At 48.0% G+C, this 16,235-nt stretch carries 11 protein-coding genes; 2 read left to right on the forward strand and 9 right to left on the reverse strand.

The window, feature by feature from the left end; genetic code table 11:
* Position 1 precedes the first annotated feature (1 nt).
* A complete protein-coding gene (locus GO755_RS25750; RefSeq protein ID WP_157588183.1) occupies positions 2-280 on the reverse strand; it encodes a hypothetical protein in 279 nt (92 codons plus the stop codon).
* A gap of 214 nt (positions 281-494) precedes the next feature.
* On the opposite strand from GO755_RS25750, the gene GO755_RS25755 reads away from it, so the two are divergent.
* On the forward strand, positions 495-821 hold the full coding sequence (locus GO755_RS25755) for a PadR family transcriptional regulator (protein WP_157588184.1): 327 nt from the start codon (positions 495-497) through the stop codon (positions 819-821).
* A gap of 3 nt (positions 822-824) precedes the next feature.
* The gene (locus GO755_RS25760; protein ID WP_227687085.1) at positions 825-3,476 is read left to right on the forward strand and encodes an ABC transporter permease; all 2,652 of its coding nucleotides are present in this window, start codon (positions 825-827) and stop codon (positions 3,474-3,476) included.
* Positions 3,477-3,498: 22 nt separating this feature from the next.
* Here GO755_RS25760 and GO755_RS25765 read toward each other — a convergent pair whose 3' ends face one another.
* The 8 genes from GO755_RS25765 to GO755_RS25800 form a co-directional block, all read right to left on the reverse strand.
* Positions 3,499-3,738 (reverse strand): hypothetical protein, encoded by a 240-nt coding sequence (locus GO755_RS25765; protein ID WP_157588185.1) that lies wholly within the window; start codon positions 3,736-3,738, stop codon positions 3,499-3,501.
* 149 nt (positions 3,739-3,887) lie between these two features.
* Entirely contained in the window at positions 3,888-4,226 is a 339-nt protein-coding gene (locus GO755_RS25770; protein WP_157588186.1) for a hypothetical protein, read from the reverse strand.
* A 169-nt stretch (positions 4,227-4,395) separates the two neighbouring features.
* Positions 4,396-5,661 carry a YdcF family protein gene (locus GO755_RS25775; protein WP_157588187.1) on the reverse strand — a complete coding sequence of 422 codons (1,266 nt, stop codon included), beginning with the start codon at positions 5,659-5,661 and terminating at the stop codon, positions 4,396-4,398.
* Positions 5,662-5,715: 54 nt separating this feature from the next.
* The gene (locus GO755_RS25780; protein WP_157588188.1) at positions 5,716-7,251 is read right to left on the reverse strand and encodes a RagB/SusD family nutrient uptake outer membrane protein; all 1,536 of its coding nucleotides are present in this window, start codon (positions 7,249-7,251) and stop codon (positions 5,716-5,718) included.
* Positions 7,252-7,338: 87 nt separating this feature from the next.
* Positions 7,339-10,725, reverse strand: coding sequence for a SusC/RagA family TonB-linked outer membrane protein (locus GO755_RS25785; RefSeq protein WP_157588189.1), 3,387 nt, complete (start codon positions 10,723-10,725; stop codon positions 7,339-7,341).
* 54 nt (positions 10,726-10,779) lie between these two features.
* Positions 10,780-11,646, reverse strand: a complete 867-nt coding sequence (locus GO755_RS25790; protein ID WP_157588190.1) for a hypothetical protein — start codon at positions 11,644-11,646, stop codon at positions 10,780-10,782.
* A gap of 407 nt (positions 11,647-12,053) precedes the next feature.
* Positions 12,054-12,920, reverse strand: a complete 867-nt coding sequence (locus tag GO755_RS25795) for a glycerophosphodiester phosphodiesterase (RefSeq protein ID WP_157588191.1) — start codon at positions 12,918-12,920, stop codon at positions 12,054-12,056.
* A 105-nt stretch (positions 12,921-13,025) separates the two neighbouring features.
* The gene (locus GO755_RS25800) at positions 13,026-16,235 is read right to left on the reverse strand and encodes a TonB-dependent receptor (protein WP_157588192.1); all 3,210 of its coding nucleotides are present in this window, start codon (positions 16,233-16,235) and stop codon (positions 13,026-13,028) included.

The following is a 16,235-nucleotide window of genomic DNA, read 5'->3' on the forward strand; positions in this document are numbered from 1 at the left end:
TCTATTTTCGGGTACAAGTCGTGAATCGTGAGATAATCCGATACACTTCCTGTTGATTGACAACACCCAGGGAAATCACACGGGTACGGGTATTTATTCTACTATATGTCAGTGCTTCCAACGAGTCGCATACTTCGTGGTAACTCGTTACGCTTGTAGGTACTGTTTGATTGGTCACCTGAACAGTCTCAACAAGTTGACAATTATAACAGGGACCTGGCTGTTTTGGAAAACAGGCGGATAACGTTACACTAACCAGCAATAAAAGTAGATATTTCAAAATAATAGTCAGTTGTTGTTTAGTCTATACCAGACTGTGTAAATATAGGTACCTGATCGAAATTCCTCGTTCAGTAGCGGACACTAACTGTACGCTTTCGGACATCCGCGAGTCCCCCCTCTAGCTATAAATGACTAATAAACAAGCCTTTACCCTATTGGCACTGCATTTGTTTAGCAAATAGCAAGAAAACAAAGCCTGTAAAGAGAATACTATGGGGAGAGCCTACCTGGGCGAATTTGAAGAACTCGTCCTGTTGACCGTAGCCATCCTGAATGGTAGTGCCTATGGTCTCAGCATTGCGGATGAACTAAAGCAGCGCACCCACCGATCAATAAACCTCAGTGGTGTACATGTGGCTTTATATCGCCTGGAAGAGAAGGGCCTGGTGCAATCCGAGTACGGAGGTGCGACAGCTACGCGCGGAGGACGTAGAAAGCGCCTGTTTAGTATCACTGCAATTGGTCAGCAAACGTTGAGTGACCTGCGGGAAGTGCGCAACGAGCTTTGGGCTGCTATTCCAACGCTTAGCTTATCTTAACGTATGGCAAACTCATCGCCCCACCCGCCTGCCTGGGCCGATCAACTGCTGAGCTGGCTATGTCCGGCCGAGTTAGTCGAAGAGTTACTGGGGGACCTGCATGAGCAGTTTTACCAGCAGGTACAGAGTCTGGGCGAATCAAAAGCTCGTCAGCAGTACATCTGGGAAGTGCTCCGGTTTGTTCGGCCTTATTTTCTCCAGCAACGGGCATCCAACATCAGCAAATCACTTGAATACCCATCACCTTTTTTTTTGAGTCCTGACATGATCCGAAATTACGTAAAAATCGCCCTAAGAAATCTGATCAAGAATAAGTCCTACTCGGTCATCAACATTGGTGGTCTGGCGGTAGGCATGGCCGTGGCGATGCTCATTGGCATTTGGATAAATGACGAATTATCCGCCAATAAGCACCATAAAAACTACGAAACCCTCTACCAGGTAAAAATGCACCAAACCTTTGATGGGCGCAGAGGTACGCAGGATGCCATACCGTTTCCACTTGGCGACGAACTACAGGCCAAATACCCAGACTTCAAGGCGGTAGCGATGTTCGATTGGGGGAGCAATCGTTCGCTGGTCGTTGGCAATCAAAAATTCCTTAAAGACGGACATTTCATCGGCGAAGATGTCATCGATATGTTTTCGTTGAACATCCTGAATGGCAGTAAAAACCCACTAAAGGAGCCATATTCGATTGTACTTACCGATGAAACGGCTCAGGCTATTTTCGGGAATCAGGACCCGATTGGTAAGATCCTCAAACTGGACAATATGGTGGATTTGAAAGTAACCGCCGTAGTAGCTAAGCAGCCAAAAAATGCCACGCTTCAATTTGATTATCTGCTTCCGTGGCAACTACAGGAGAATATGTATGACTGGATAAAAAAATTCCACAAAACAAATTGGGGAAATAACTCCTGGGGCGTTTATGTCCAGCTCAAAGACGGGATAAATCCAGAGCAAACCAACGCGAAAATAAAAGATGTAGTATTATCCCATTTATCATCTAATGAAAACACGGTAAAACTCATTAAGCCCGAAGTGTTCATCCACCCGATGGCCAAATGGCGACTTTATTCCGATTTTACCGAAGGAAAAAATACGGGTGGTTTTATTAAATACGTTCAGTTGTTTGGTGTTTTTGGTTTATTTATTCTGGTCATAGCCTGCATTAATTTCATGAACCTCAGCACGGCTCGTTCCGAAAAACGGGCCAAAGAAGTGGGCGTTCGAAAAGCCGTTGGCTCGGGCCGGGAGCAACTTATCGGGCAGTTTTTGAGTGAATCCATTTTGATTGCCGGTATGGCACTGGTGCTGGCGTTGGGCATCGTGTTGGTGTCGCTGCCTTATTTCAATACGCTGACCGAGAAAACGATGACGATTGGATTCGAGAACCCCATCTTTTGGGGGATTATGATCGTTTTTACGGTATTCACAGGTCTACTGGCAGGCAGCTACCCGGCGCTTTATCTGTCGTCGTTCAACCCCGTCAAGATTCTCAAAGGGGGCGTTCATGTCGGAAAAAGTGCTGCTTTGCCCCGAAAGATCCTGGTTGTTGTTCAATTCACCTTTTCCATTGTGCTGATGATTGGTACCATCATCATTTATCAGCAGATACAGCATGGCAAAAACCGACCGATTGGGTTTAACAATAGAGGCCTTATTTCGGTCAATTCCTCCAAAGATTTAATTGACCACCTTGAAGCCCTTCGCAGCGAATTACTGGCCTCGGGGGTGGTCTCGTCTATTTGCAAATCCAATTCACCACCGACTCAAATTTGGAGCAATAATAATGGCTGGGAATGGAAGGGATCGACTCCCGCGGAGAAATCTGTTCTTTTCAGTACCATTGCCACTAATTTCGATTACATCAAAACAATTGGGATTAAACTCAAAGAAGGGCGGGATTTTTCAAGGGACTTTACGACCGATTCCTCAGGTGTAATTTTAAATGAAGCCGCTGTCAAACGAATGGGATTGAAGCATCCTGTAGGCGAGATACTAAAATGGAATGGCAGAGATCGGACAGTTGTTGGGGTAATTCCTGACATCATGATGGAATCGCCCTACCGCGCCATTTCGCCCCTGACCATTGTTTTTGAAAAGGACTGGGTCAGCTTCATTTGCGTACGCATAAATCCAAACGTAGCCTCTTCGGTAGCCATCGACAAAATCCGGCCAATTTTTGATAAATACAATCCTGGTTTTCCGTTCGATTATAAGTTTGCCGATACGGAGTACAGCAAAAAATTCAGCTACGAAGAGCTAATCGGCAACCTGTCGGCCATTGTTTCCCTACTGGCCATATTCATTTCCTGTCTGGGTTTATTTGGTCTGGCTTCCTTCATGGCAGAGCAGCGCACCAAAGAAATTGGCATCCGTAAAGTCCTGGGAGCCAGCGTAGCCAATGTGTGGGGCTTGCTCTCCAAAGACTTCGTTCTGTTAGTCATTATTTCGTGTTTAGTCGCTTCGCCCATTGCCTGGTATGCCATGAACCAATGGCTGGAAGACTACACCTACAAAATAAGTATTGGGGTCGGTGTCTTTCTGACAGTCCTTGCTATGGCTCTGCTAATCACCTTGTTGACGGTTAGCTACCAGGCGATCAAAGCCGGTTTGCTCAACCCAGTGAAGAGCCTGAGAAGCGAATAAAGACTGGAAATAATGGGGAAAATCAGCCTTTTCGGGCTGATGCAGCTAAGGGCATACGCTCAGACACTAATTGCCGCATACGACCATAACTACGGTTCGCTTTCAGCTGACTTTTGGTTAGATGCCGACACTGTAAACATTCTACTTTACCACCCTGGCCGGTCCGCTGGTCAATGGGCGAAATAGTTTGAGCCTGAAGGCAGTGATCGTTGGTGTGATAGACTAACTGATGAAGTGTATAAAAGGGGGATACTTGTGCCATGATGATAAACGTTTAAACGTGAGCTAATAGATAACTAAAATTTAGGCTAATGGTTATTTGCCAGCTCTGCCCGTTACTATGTAGTCAAGTATAACGCCTGACACTGACCAGGCAGTGGCCAGGCGTTATACGTTATAATCGCTAATCGGCTATTCCTGGACAAAGCGTAGTCGTACTGTGTGAAGCATAGCTTGCTCTGATTTCGATACGCTTAGCTTTTTCCCCATCAGTTGTTGAGTTAGGTCCTGATTCAACAACTGATCCTGACTAACTACCTCTACGTGCTCAATTCTGTTGTCAGTGCTGACCCGAAACCGAATAGCTACTGAGGAGTTATGAGTCGTCCTTTGCAATGATTTTGGGAAATTAATGTAATGAGCTAATTGTTGTTGTAGCTCTGCCTCTGGGCCTGTTTTGGCTTCAGACGGTGTGTAAAGTCCAGATACTAACCAACCAAGGATGAGAGGTAATGCGCGAAAATAGTTCATGGAAGTATTTGATTGTCTGTTTAGTTAACATGACAAATGTAGGATGAGCTATAACGGCTTGCCAGTCGGAATTGGTGGTTAGTGGACCTTAAGGCATACTTGGCGCGGATACTGGTTTGATTGGTTTTATCAATCTTCGTAGACAGAGGTTGATAGCTTTACGAGTTCCTTAAGGATCGAGTGGATCGTTGGGGTCCATATGCAGGCTTTCCTGTGTTGGGTAAAATTCAATGTCGTGGGGCGAAATACGGTGCTTGTCTCGGTAAGGCAAATAGCCTAATTCACGGCGGTTTCGATCATCAAAAGCACTATTAGTGGCATAGTCTGTCTGGCTTTGGGTAGTTACAAACACACATCGCTTATCCATCGGAAAACCGTACCGAATCAGGATGCGATTGGCATTGCGCAAATTCGTGGTTGTATGCCGGGCATGAGGGTCAATCAGTATAGCCGATTCGGGAAGTGCATGTTTCTGCATCAGGTAGCGTTTCATTTCGACGGCTTCGGCATAGGGACCACGAAATGGATAGCAATAGCCACCACTCACCACAACAAAGGGTGCCCATCCTTTTCGATACCGGGCAGCAACTAAATCCAATCGCATTTTATTGAGTGGACTAAGGGGAGTTGTAGTCAGTTCGGGTCCATTACCCGGCACAACAATAGCGGCATAGCTGTAGCTCTGCCACTTTGTTAGTTTGACACGGGCGAAGGCTTTTTGATTATCACGCTGTTCCATGGGTTCATGACGGGCAGGTTCATCGCGGTCATTAGCATCCATCAGTTGCATTGCTACGGCCAATGAGGGCTGATAGACCAACGTCATCGTATCAGCCTGCTCGGCCAGATAAGCACATATATCTTTTAGAACCGTTCGGTAATAACGACCATGAACTGGATAATTCGCTGAATCTATTCTCGGATATCTCATTTTCTTCCCGAGCCCAAACTGGTCGATAATGTAGTTGATTCCCAACACATACTGACTCCAGGCCCGGACTATTAACTCATTATTGGGCAACGTAGTAAAGCGCTGGTAGCAACCCGATGGGCGTAAGTGCGCATTAATGAGTTGGTCGAATACAGCTTGGTTGTGATTATAAAGCGTTTGTAGAGCTGATATAAATTGCAGCGAATCAACTGACGACCACCGGAACCCACTCATCAGCGACTCAGGTGTATTGCACGTATCCTGAGCGTGTGCTTTAAGGAGATTGATCCGTTGGTGCAACATAGCTTTTAACGTTGCATCCTGACTAATGATCTTCTGAAGAGCCGGTGTATGCTGAAGGACAGTAAGCAGGTAGAAGTTTTTATCGACCACCCGATTTTCTGAAGCTAACAGCCGATAGGTTGGCTGAAATCCGGTCTGAGCTTGTCCCTGTAGCGCATAGAGTATACTGAGCCACAGAATGCTAAAAAGTTTATAATTCATCGTGGTAAAAAAAAGCGGGATGCCAATTGGCATCCCGCTCGTTATAGGTATGATTTAATACCCTGGATTCTGAGCCATCCCCGTTGGATTCAACTTGTACTCGTTAAAGGGAATCGGGTAATAGTAATCTTTCGTACCAAAGTTCGTGAGCTGGGCAGCACCAAAGTCCGCCTGACTTTTTGCGCGGATGTAGGCCGTCAATTCATCTGGTGTAAAGAACCGCAACAAGTCGAACCAGCGCTGATTTTCAAAGGCCAGCTCAACCCGACGTTCGTGCAAAATGGCTAATTTGAGCGTTGGGTATTTTGCACTGTAGGCTGGATTTGTTTTCGCTACGTCATAGAGTGGCAAATTTGCTCGCTGGCGTACTTGATCCAGAAAGCCAGTAGCCGTGGCTTCGTCACCAAGGTACAGATTCACTTCGGCTAGCATCAGAATCACGTCAGCATAGCGGATTAACAACCAGTCGTTACCTCCGTAGCCGCTTGTACCGGCAGTCGAACTGGCATCCCGAAACTTAGTGATGAAATAATCCTTCACCACCGATGCGTTGGCGTATTTGATCGAAAAATCTTTTCGAGGATCGCCATCTTCGTAATCCTTCACCAGATCAGGGGTTACGTTCCCACCGACACCCGTTGTGGTTTTCAGGGAGTTAATCGTCTCGCCCTGCGCCTGATTGTTGGCCGCAATACTCGACGAATAATTGATATCGCCCTGCTTGTAGACAATCTGAAAAATGGCTTCTGGATTAGTCGTTTTTTTACTCACATCAAACACATCCGTATACGGAATTTCCTTTAGCACACCGAACGTCCGTTTGGTATAAGCGTTTGTCAAAAACGTTTTTGCCTGGGCTAGATTTGCTGCTCGATTCGCCTGATCCAGCGTTGTTGCCATTGTGAGATACACCTGTCCCATCAGCGCATTACCCGCTACTTTCGAGACACGGCCCTTATCGGCCGCAGATCGAACATCAGGAAGCGTGCTATTGACCACATCGGTCAGGTCAGCCACAATCTGAGCGTAGACTTTCTCTTTTTTCTCCCGAAAGGTATTCGCCGTTACCTCGTCAGTCGTAGTCAGGGGTTTGGTCACTAGCGGCACATCGCCCCATTTACGAACCAGATGAAAATAAATCAGTGCCCGGATGAATTTAGCTTCGGCCTGGTACTGGGTCTTTGTATCTGTTTTGGCATACGTCACATTTTCAGAACCCGCCAATACGTAGTTCGCCCGGGTGATCGTCTGATAGAGTGAAGTCCAGTGCGTTTGCAGATAGGAGTTACTGGGTAACAAAGCAAACGCGTTAAACTGGAACGGTTCACCCGCATTTGACTGGTTGTCGTTTCGTCCGGTGTTATCCGACCGTTCTTCCGAAAAAAGCCCGCTGCCTTCGGCAATGCCGTTGTTATCCCGCAAGGCATTGTACACGCCATTTAGTGCCAGCAGCACATCGTTTTCCGTCTTGTAATAATCAGCGGTGGCAATTGCGTTCGGATTGGTTTCTACCAGAAAATCCTGACTGCACGACCCCAGCGTAAGCAGAGTTAGCAGTACTAAATATCGAAGAGATGATGTATACGTCATGATTATGTCGGTTGCTGAACCATGTGATGAAAAACGGCTAATGCATTGTCTAACAGCATTCACCTTCTTCAACCTAGCTCATTTTCATTAAAAAGTGATGCGTGCGCCGATGTTGTAGCCTCGTGCCAGTGGGTACTTTCCGTAGTCTACGCCCGGTGCCAGGTTTGCGCCGTTGTTATAATCTACCTCCGGATTATAGCCTTTGTATTTGGTGAACGTGAAAGCGTTGTTGACGTTCGCGTATAGTCGCAGACCGCTTACCCGTACTTTCGTTAGCAGAGAGGCTGGCAGATTATAGCCCAGCGTAATATTCGTACAGCGCAAATACGAACCGTTTTGCAAATAAAAGGTCGAAAGGCGGGTGCTATTACCTTGTGTACCACCCCGTGATGCCCGGAAAACCTGACCATTGCCCGGCTGGTCTTCTGAACGATAACGATCCGCCACCACTGAGTACTGATTACCTGAACCTTCCATATTGAACAGGTAATAGTCCTGACCATCAAGTACCTGACTGCCGTAAACGCCATTGAACGATGCGTTGGCATCAAAGGCTTTGTAGCTGGCGTTGATCGAAAAACCGTAGGTAAATTTCGGATACGGGCTACCAATCACCTGCTTATCGGCATCATTCACTACCCCATCTCCATTGACATCCTGAAAAATCAGGTCACCGGGTCGAAGCGGGTTAGTTGACGCCGTTGAACGGGCCGGGCCTTTCAGCACATAGCCTGCCGGGAATGATTGGGTGGCGGCATTGTAGACCGCATTATCGGCGGCCAGATTGTCCACATCTTTCTGACGCACCATACCAATCACTTTGAAGCCGTAGAACATACCCACCGGTTGGCCTTCCTGCGTAATGTGGGTGATGTAAGACCGTTCAGCTCCGGCCACCAGAATCGTGTTAGCCCCGCCCATATTGAGGACTTTGTTGCGATTCAGGGAAATATTACCACTCAGGTTCAACTTGAAATCCTGGGTCGAAACGGCCCGGCCATCCACCTGAAACTCAATTCCCCGGTTCCGAATTTTGGAATTACGCAGGTTAGTCAGAATACTGGTCGCACCAGAAATCGCTGAAATAGGCTGATTGAACAGTAAGTTGTAGGAATCGCTCAAATAGGCATTGGCAATTAACAGCAGCCGATTGTTGAACAAGCCCACATCCAGACCCAGATTATACTGCGAGGTCGATTCCCAGCCAAGCTTCTGATCTTTAATTGGTCCCGAATAGAAGGCTGTCTGAATAGTACCTGAGCCAAATACAGCACCGGTTGGGCTGTTCATGGTTTGTAGGTAGTTGTAGTTACCAACGTTATAGTTACCCGTTAGGCCCCAGCTTCCACGAAGTTTAAGGGTTGAAGCCGCGCCAAGCCAGTCGGTATAAAATGGTTCGTTCGAGATAGTCCACCCGGCTGATAGCGACGGAAAATTACCCCAGCGGTTAAGCGGCCCGAACCGCGATGAGCCATCTGTCCGGAAAGCGGCTGTCAGGTAATAGCGGTCGTCGTAATTGTATTCGGCCCGCGCCAGATACGACAGCAGGGTTTCTTCCTGTTTGCCGGTTCCTGTAAAGCCAACACTGCTTGTCGCGAGTGACGTAGTTGTGTTTGGAACAGCACTGCCTACTGCAGACGGTAAATTCAGAAAAAAGTTAGTAGCATCGGCTCCTTTGGCCGTTATTTCCTGAACCGCATCATTCTGGAACCCCTGCGCCGACACGCTGATCTGATCGAGATTCGTTTTCTGAGCCGAATAACCAACCAGTCCATTCAGCCTGTGCTTACCAAACTGTTTGGCGTACGTAGCTGTAAATTCGGCCAGCAGGTTTTGTGTACTGAGTGTTAGTGCCGAAGCGGTAGCCGCTGCAATCGCCTGAGGTGAATACGGCGGGTTGTTGCCATTGCTCAGGCTGGTGGGCAGGTAATACTCGTATTTTTCGTTGTAAGTCTGCAAACCCACGTTCGCTTTCGCCACCAGTCCTGGAATGATTTCGTAGCTGGCGGTACCGTTAAACGTACCCCGAAGACCTTTGCGGGTGATATTCGTTTCTTCGGCCACAGCCACGGGATTTTCAATGGTCTGGTATCCGTATACGGGCTGTTGGGAGGCCATTTCATTTTTTATCAGATTGCCGTTGTCATCACGAGCCCGGAACGTCGGCGCATAAATGAGCGCACCCAGAATTGGTCCCTGATTGAATCGGCCTTCCTGCACTTCGCGGTTATTGGTCGAAGTAACGAACATGCTTGCTCCAACCTTAAACTTCTTGCTGACATCAGCGTCGATATTCGCCCGGAAGTTCAGGCGCTCCTGTTTGGTCGCAACAATAATTCCCTGCTGATTCTGGTAGCCACCACTGATCAGGTACCGAACGCCGTTAGCGCCCCCCGAAAAGGTAAGGTTATGGCGGTTGACGGGTGCGTTTCGGTAGAGTTCATTCTGCCAATCTGTATTGTATTTGGGCGCGATGAGTTTCTGATTGGCAAAATCATAAAAATCCGTTGGAATACTGACCGAGGCAGCGTTGCCTACATTGGCAATCCGTGTAGCGTTGTTATCCGAGAACATGGCATCGCTCCAGGTTTTACCCGCATTTTGCACTAAATCGCGGTACGTATTATTACGACCGTCGATCACTAGTTGCTCAAACCCGGTGGCATCCAGTAGTTTTACCTTTTTGGCTAATTGATTGATGCCATACTGGTATTCATATTCGAATTTGCCTTTACCATCCTTACCTCGCTTTGTCGTGATCAGGACCACACCACCCGACGCCCGCGAACCGTAAATGGCTGCCGAAGCCGCATCTTTCAGAATATCAATGCTTTCAATATCATTCGGATTAATGAATACATCATTACCCGCCGGGAAACCGTCGATAACATACAGCGGATCTGAACTGGCGTTGATGGACCCAATACCCCGCACCCGGATTTTGGTCGAATTATACGGAGCGCCCCCCACCTGCGATACCTGAACCCCGGCGAGTTTTCCCACCAGCGCCTGACCCAGCGTGGGAGCCGCTATATTCAGTTCACGCGCCTTTACATTGGCAATTGCTCCGGTGACGTCACTCTTCCGCAAGGTCTGGTACCCCACGGCGACCACTTCACTTAACTGATTGACATCCTCTTTTAATCGGATATTGAACGTAAGCTGCGAGCCAACAACAATCTCCTGGGTCACAAAACCCACTGACGAGACAACGAGTGTAGCTCCGGGATTTACCTCAATGGTGAATTGACCATTCGCGTCCGTAACGGTCCCTTTGCGCGTTTGCTTTTCAATGATGTTGGTGCCCGGAACCGGCTGATTCTGTTCATCGACAACAGTGCCGCTTATCCGGGTTACGGATCGGGTACTAGCCTTGAGGGGTCTATCGGCCAGCGCCGTTCGATGAGCGAGTGGGCTGATAAGCAGTGCCAATAAAAGCACCGCTCTGCCCAATTGAATTGAGTAGCGATTCATGTCAAGTTGTATAATTGTTGGATTAGTTGTACAGATAAATAAGGATCGAACGCCTTACCAGGACAGGCTCATGAAGTTCGCGTTGTTCGTTCGCGACGAAGTAACAGCAAGACCCATTTTCAGGTCGCCAAGGAGAGCAAAGCCTTCTAATTCATCGGCTTTGTCTATATCTATTGTCTTAATCACCGTTTCCCGGCCCGACTCAATAGATTTTTTAAGGTCAAGAAACGTAAATCGCCATTTCCGGCCTTCGATCTGGTTTTGAATCAGGACCAGCATGCCTTTTGACGGAATCCAGTGCAGGTTTTGCACCCAGGGCGAGCAGGTGAACTTTTTCACCACCACACCCGGCTCGCTGGTTTTTTTCGCTTTGGCCAACAGTAGCGGATCATACAGTCGTACTTCATTCGCTTTATCACCATAATCAGCGGTCGCCACGTACCATTTATTTTGGTACTGGACGTATTCGGGCCGAGTACCCTGAATGCAAGCGTCATCGTCGATGGTGTGTAATAGATTATTGTCTAATGTACCCGTCCGGAGAAGCCCGGCCCAGTTAACTAAATAGATGACGGCCCGCCATTTCGTCCCTTCGGGATTGAGTCGGATACTATTGCCGATGAATGTTGGCCCAGTTTTATTGTAGGCGATTCCCGTAGGATGATTAATAACATCCTGGCCGTCTACAGTCAGTTTAACTTGCTGACCCGTGTAGCTTAATGCGTCGTTAGTATGGGTATAGGTGCGGATGACGCCCACTTCCCGGTCGCCATATAAATAGACTTTCCCCTGTTGGTAACTCACTCCCTGACAGGCACCAAGTGAGTCGACGGTGATGGATGACGTTAAAGACAGATCAAAATCTCTACCTAAAAAAGACGATAATCCGATTAGGCAAACTACAGTAAAGAGTAGTTTCATTAGGTACGTTTAGCGTTGAGGAAGTGAGCTAATCAGGCCGATATTGTAGAAAAACTCTCTACGTAGTCAGCTAGTCGCTATCAAAACACAAAGGAAGCCGCCAGACATTACCTCAGTTTTATTCAAATGTTTCCAAACTGTTAAGATTAGTCTATCAATCAGTTGGTGTCTCACCCGTTCTCGCTTGGCTTTGCCGAGTGAGGATTATTTTTTTAACGGCCTCTGGCCGGTGTGATTACGAATAACGTCCAAAACGGGCCAGAGGCCCTTGAAGGAATAGTCCTCACTCGGCGAAGCCAAGCGAGAACGGGGGTCTATCAATCCGTTGATGCCTCTTCTATAGCATGCACCAGTAACAAAAAAGCGCCCGACCATTGGTCAGGCGCTTTCCGCACTCTCTTCTTAACCTAATTAAATAGATTGGGATAATCTGAAATGATGCCGTCAACACCTAATTGGCGAAGACCTTCTATCTCAGCTTTCGTATTTACTGTCCAGGGAATAATCACCATACCTTGCTGGTGGCAGGACTTCACAGTTTCAGCGGTTACCGATTTGTAATAGGGACTGTAGGTATGTGGTGTGAAGCCCAATGTGGCCAGATTTTCAGTCAGTGATTTCGTATTCGCTGTCAGGTACGACAATGAAATATTAGGAAACTGTTGATGAATCAACTGCAATGGCCGAGCGTCAAACGACTGGATGGTCAGTCGCTTACCCAGGTTTTTAGACTGGCAAACCGCCAGCACTAAATCGACAAACTCTTTGGGTTCGGGATGCGAAACCCCATCCCCTGCTGGCGCTGATTTGATCTCAATGTTGTACATCGGCATAGGCAATCCCTTCGCTTTAGCGTATGTTTCCACCGAGTCGATCAGTTCGGAAAGAAGCGGTTTGTACGCCTTGAATTTCTGCTGTTGGGCAAATTGAGGATGCGGTTTACTGCCCACGTCAAATTTCTTGATGTCAGCATAGGTCAACTGATATAAATTGATCGACTTCTGCTCTTCGGCTGTAACCGGTGTACCATCCGGTTTTAGGGCTATCTCCGAAGACATATACGTATCATGCGAGACAACCACCTGCTTGTCTTTCGAGATTACCGCGTCCATCTCAAGTGTCTGAACCCCCAGATCAAGGGCTTTTTTCATGGCTGGAATCGTATTCTCGGGCATCAACCCACGAGCACCCCGATGCCCCTGCCGATCAAATTTAGATTGGGCAAACAGAGTATGTGCGCACAACAACAGGCTTAAGACTAGTTTGATTTTCATTAGATTGTCTTTAAAGGTTAAACGCAAAGGCGCAAAGAACGCAATGGATAGACTTGCTTTGCGACCTTTGCACCTACCCTTTGCGTCTTTGCGTTTAAAAAAAAATTAAAATCCGTAGCGTAGACCAATCTGAATTTGGAACGGATCGCCCGACGGTGTAACGGCACCTGTTGCGTTTACGCGATAAGTAAACTGTTGGGCTGTCTGACTAAATGCAGGGACGGCCGCGTTGCCTCCTGAAGCCGGAATACCCAGCGCATACAACGCCTGATTTCCCAGAGATAGGTTTGTGCCCTTGTTTCGATTCAGCAAATTGGCCACGTTGAAGGCATCCACTGATAAATCAATATACTGTCTTTTTCTAAACAATAGGAACCGCTTGCTGGCCCGCAGATCGAAAACGCCGTAGAAACCATTGATGCCGCCGTTACGTTCGGCAATCTTGCCTGAGTTCGCATTGATGTAATCTTTAAGGCTCTGGCTGGCGGTGGGACTATCCAGCAGGGTCTGTAAACCAGTCCGTACATTGGCAGCCACTTCCGGGTTGTTTCTATCGAAAACGAAGGCCAGATCATTCGTTGTCACAAAGTCACCATTGTTATTAGCACCCGACAGCAGCGAATACCGCGTACCACCAATGCCCGAATAACGGAACCCTACCGAGATACCATAGAACGAAGGCAGTGTACCATAGATGACCAGTTTATTTCGGAACTGATTGTCGGAGTAACTCATTTTACTTAGATCGCGTGGATCATCTTTTACTAATTGCACCAGGGTTGCCGTGTTAGCCACATTGCCATTGTATGACGTGTTGTCTTTGGTATCGTTCCAGGTGTAGCTGGCCGAAATTTCGCCATCCCGGAAATACTGATACGTTCCATCCAGCACAACGGCAAACTGATTTACTTTACCCTGACTACCTAGCTCAAGTACTCGACCCAGCCGTTGGCTGATCCGGCCCTGCTGCCAGTCGCCCGCGCCGTTCGAAGGCATTGAATTTAGGGGCACATAAACACCCCGGTTGTCTTCGTTAGCTAGTCGAAAAAACGGTTGCTCTACAATGTTTCTGTCTACGTAGGTGTAGTTATGGCGAGCCATCGACGCATAGCCAGTCAAACTAACTTTCAGTTTATCAGTGAGATAGCGCGTATACGACAGGTTCGCTTTGTAGAGTACCGGCACCCGGGCATCGGCACCAGTCATGTTGATGGTTGGTAATTGAAAGGCTGCCAGTGAAGGAATATTGGCGTAGTTAGCCCGGTAAGCGGCAAAATCCGGCGTTGGTATGTTCGGAGCCCGTACATCTACGGTTCCATAATGTTTACCATCGAAGGTGAGGTTGTTGATGATGACGTAGTTGTTGATGTCCGATGCGAACACACCCGCTCCGAACCGGATGAAATCCTTGTGCGCTTCGTTGACATCCCACGTTAACTGCAACCGGGGCTGCGCTACGAATGATTTAAGTTGATTATCGGTACGCAGTTTCAGGTCATCAAAAACTACTTGATTGAAGGCTGCTTTTGGATAAATCCCCAAATCGAACCGCAACCCAGCGGTCATATCCAGGCCCGGAGCTAGTTTCGTACTCATCTGCCCGTACAAACCGGCGTTGAGTGTATTACCAACAACCGTTGGGTCGGCTACCAGGGGCACTTCCCGGAAATACCGATAGGGTTGCAGCCGCTCAAACTTGTCCAGTGCCGAAGCAGCAACATTATTGACAACTTCTGATGTATAGTGGAAACGTCCGTTGACTTCACTCCCATACAGCGACTTAGCATGGGTGTACATCAGGTCGATACCAAATGTGTATTGCGCTTTGTTGGTGTTATAGTACAGGTTATCAACCAGTTGAATCACGTTGTTGGTGAACCCTTCCTGCGCAAAGCGGTGCCCCCCCATCTGGATGCTAGTCGCCCGACTGACCCCATCAATGGTCGATGCTACGTTCTCTACGATGTTGCGGGGAATATTGGCAGCCGGCAGCTGATCGCCAGGGGCGCTTTTCTGATAGGTGTATAAATGTTGAACTTTCAGTTCGTTGGTAATCTGCGAATTGAGCGAAGTACGCAGTGTAGCCAACAGGCTATTGTCGATGTTGAAATCATTACCATACGATTCGTAGATATTAATGGCGGTGTTGTCGGCCAGTCCCAGCTTGTTGCGATCGTTGGTGTAGTTGTCACGGACAGTCAGCAGGTTTTTCTCGTTGATCTGCCAGTCAATGCGGGCAAAACCAGCATCTGTAGGTCGAACTTTACTGAACGTGCCATACTGGGCTGTATTGGCCGTGCCATATTTAGTCTGGGCAATGCTCACAAACCGGTCGAGGGTAGCTCGGGTAACCAGAAACCGGCTTTCATCGGCAGGCGTCTGAACATCAGCAATTATCAACGGACGCGAATCCTGCTGATGATCCCACACAACAAAATAGTGTAGTTTGTCTTTGATGATCGGCCCACCCAGCGAAAAGCCGAATTGGTTGGTCGAGAACGGAACCTTGCGCTCGTTGCCCCGAATGTCGTACCGGCTTGATAGCCAGTTGGCACGTGTGTAGTTAAAAATACTGCCTGTTAATTTGTTCGTGCCCGCTTTGGTCACAGCACTGATAGTACCCCCACCGCTACGACCGTAAATAACATCATATTGGTTAGTAACCACTTTAAATTCGCGTACGGCCTCAATGGAAATCGAGTAAGGGGCTCCGCTGCGGCTGGTCGTTGGACCAGCCGATGTTGGGTTTTTGGCTGTCGTGCCATCGATTGTAAAGTTTGTCGACGAACCAAGCTGCCCGGATAGATTGGTCCCCCGGCTCAACGGCGACAGATCGGTTAAGGAGGTGAAATTCCGGCCATTAACCGGAAGAGCAGCAATTGACCGGGCCGTTATAGTCGTAGCAGCCCCCAGATACTCCGTCTTATTTTTCAGTCCTGAGGCCACCACCTGCACAACTTCGAGCGATTGGCCGTTCTCTTCCATGTTGAGGTTTACCCGGATGGCATCACCCTGATTCAGTGTATAGCCAGTTCTTTGCTGGTCGCCAAAGCCAACAAACGTAACCCGAATGGAGTATGGTCCACCCAGCGGCAATTCTTTGAACAGGTATTCACCCTGGGCATTGGTGACGGTCCCTGTAGTAAACCCCGTCGATTCGTTACGAACCTGAACGGTAGCACCCGGTAGCGGTGATTTCTGTTTTTCTGAAATGACCCCGGCTATGGAAGCCTGCGTAGTTTGGGCTGTTGTTTTGTTGATGAAGAAACAAGAAAAGAGAAGCAGCCAGAAGGTAATAAGTAGGTATTTTTTCAT

Origin of the sequence: Spirosoma arboris, from assembly GCF_009754945.1 — a bacterium.
In the GTDB taxonomy this organism is placed as follows: Bacteria; Bacteroidota; Bacteroidia; order Cytophagales; family Spirosomataceae; genus Spirosoma; species Spirosoma arboris.

What these genes read in the sequence shown, in the direction of transcription:
- GO755_RS25785 (WP_157588189.1), bottom strand. Translation starts at nt 10,725, where the DNA reads ATGAATCGCTACTCAATTCAATTGGGCAGAGCGGTGCTTTTATTGGCA.
- GO755_RS25800 (WP_157588192.1), bottom strand. Translation starts at nt 16,235, where the DNA reads ATGAAAAAATACCTACTTATTACCTTCTGGCTGCTTCTCTTTTCTTGT.
- GO755_RS25795 (WP_157588191.1), bottom strand. Translation starts at nt 12,920, where the DNA reads ATGAAAATCAAACTAGTCTTAAGCCTGTTGTTGTGCGCACATACTCTG.
- GO755_RS25790 (WP_157588190.1), bottom strand. Translation starts at nt 11,646, where the DNA reads ATGAAACTACTCTTTACTGTAGTTTGCCTAATCGGATTATCGTCTTTT.
- GO755_RS25760 (WP_227687085.1), top strand. Translation starts at nt 825, where the DNA reads ATGGCAAACTCATCGCCCCACCCGCCTGCCTGGGCCGATCAACTGCTG.
- GO755_RS25780 (WP_157588188.1), bottom strand. Translation starts at nt 7,251, where the DNA reads ATGACGTATACATCATCTCTTCGATATTTAGTACTGCTAACTCTGCTT.
- GO755_RS25765 (WP_157588185.1), bottom strand. Translation starts at nt 3,738, where the DNA reads ATGGCACAAGTATCCCCCTTTTATACACTTCATCAGTTAGTCTATCAC.
- GO755_RS25775 (WP_157588187.1), bottom strand. Translation starts at nt 5,661, where the DNA reads ATGAATTATAAACTTTTTAGCATTCTGTGGCTCAGTATACTCTATGCG.
- GO755_RS25770 (WP_157588186.1), bottom strand. Translation starts at nt 4,226, where the DNA reads ATGAACTATTTTCGCGCATTACCTCTCATCCTTGGTTGGTTAGTATCT.
- GO755_RS25755 (WP_157588184.1), top strand. Translation starts at nt 495, where the DNA reads ATGGGGAGAGCCTACCTGGGCGAATTTGAAGAACTCGTCCTGTTGACC.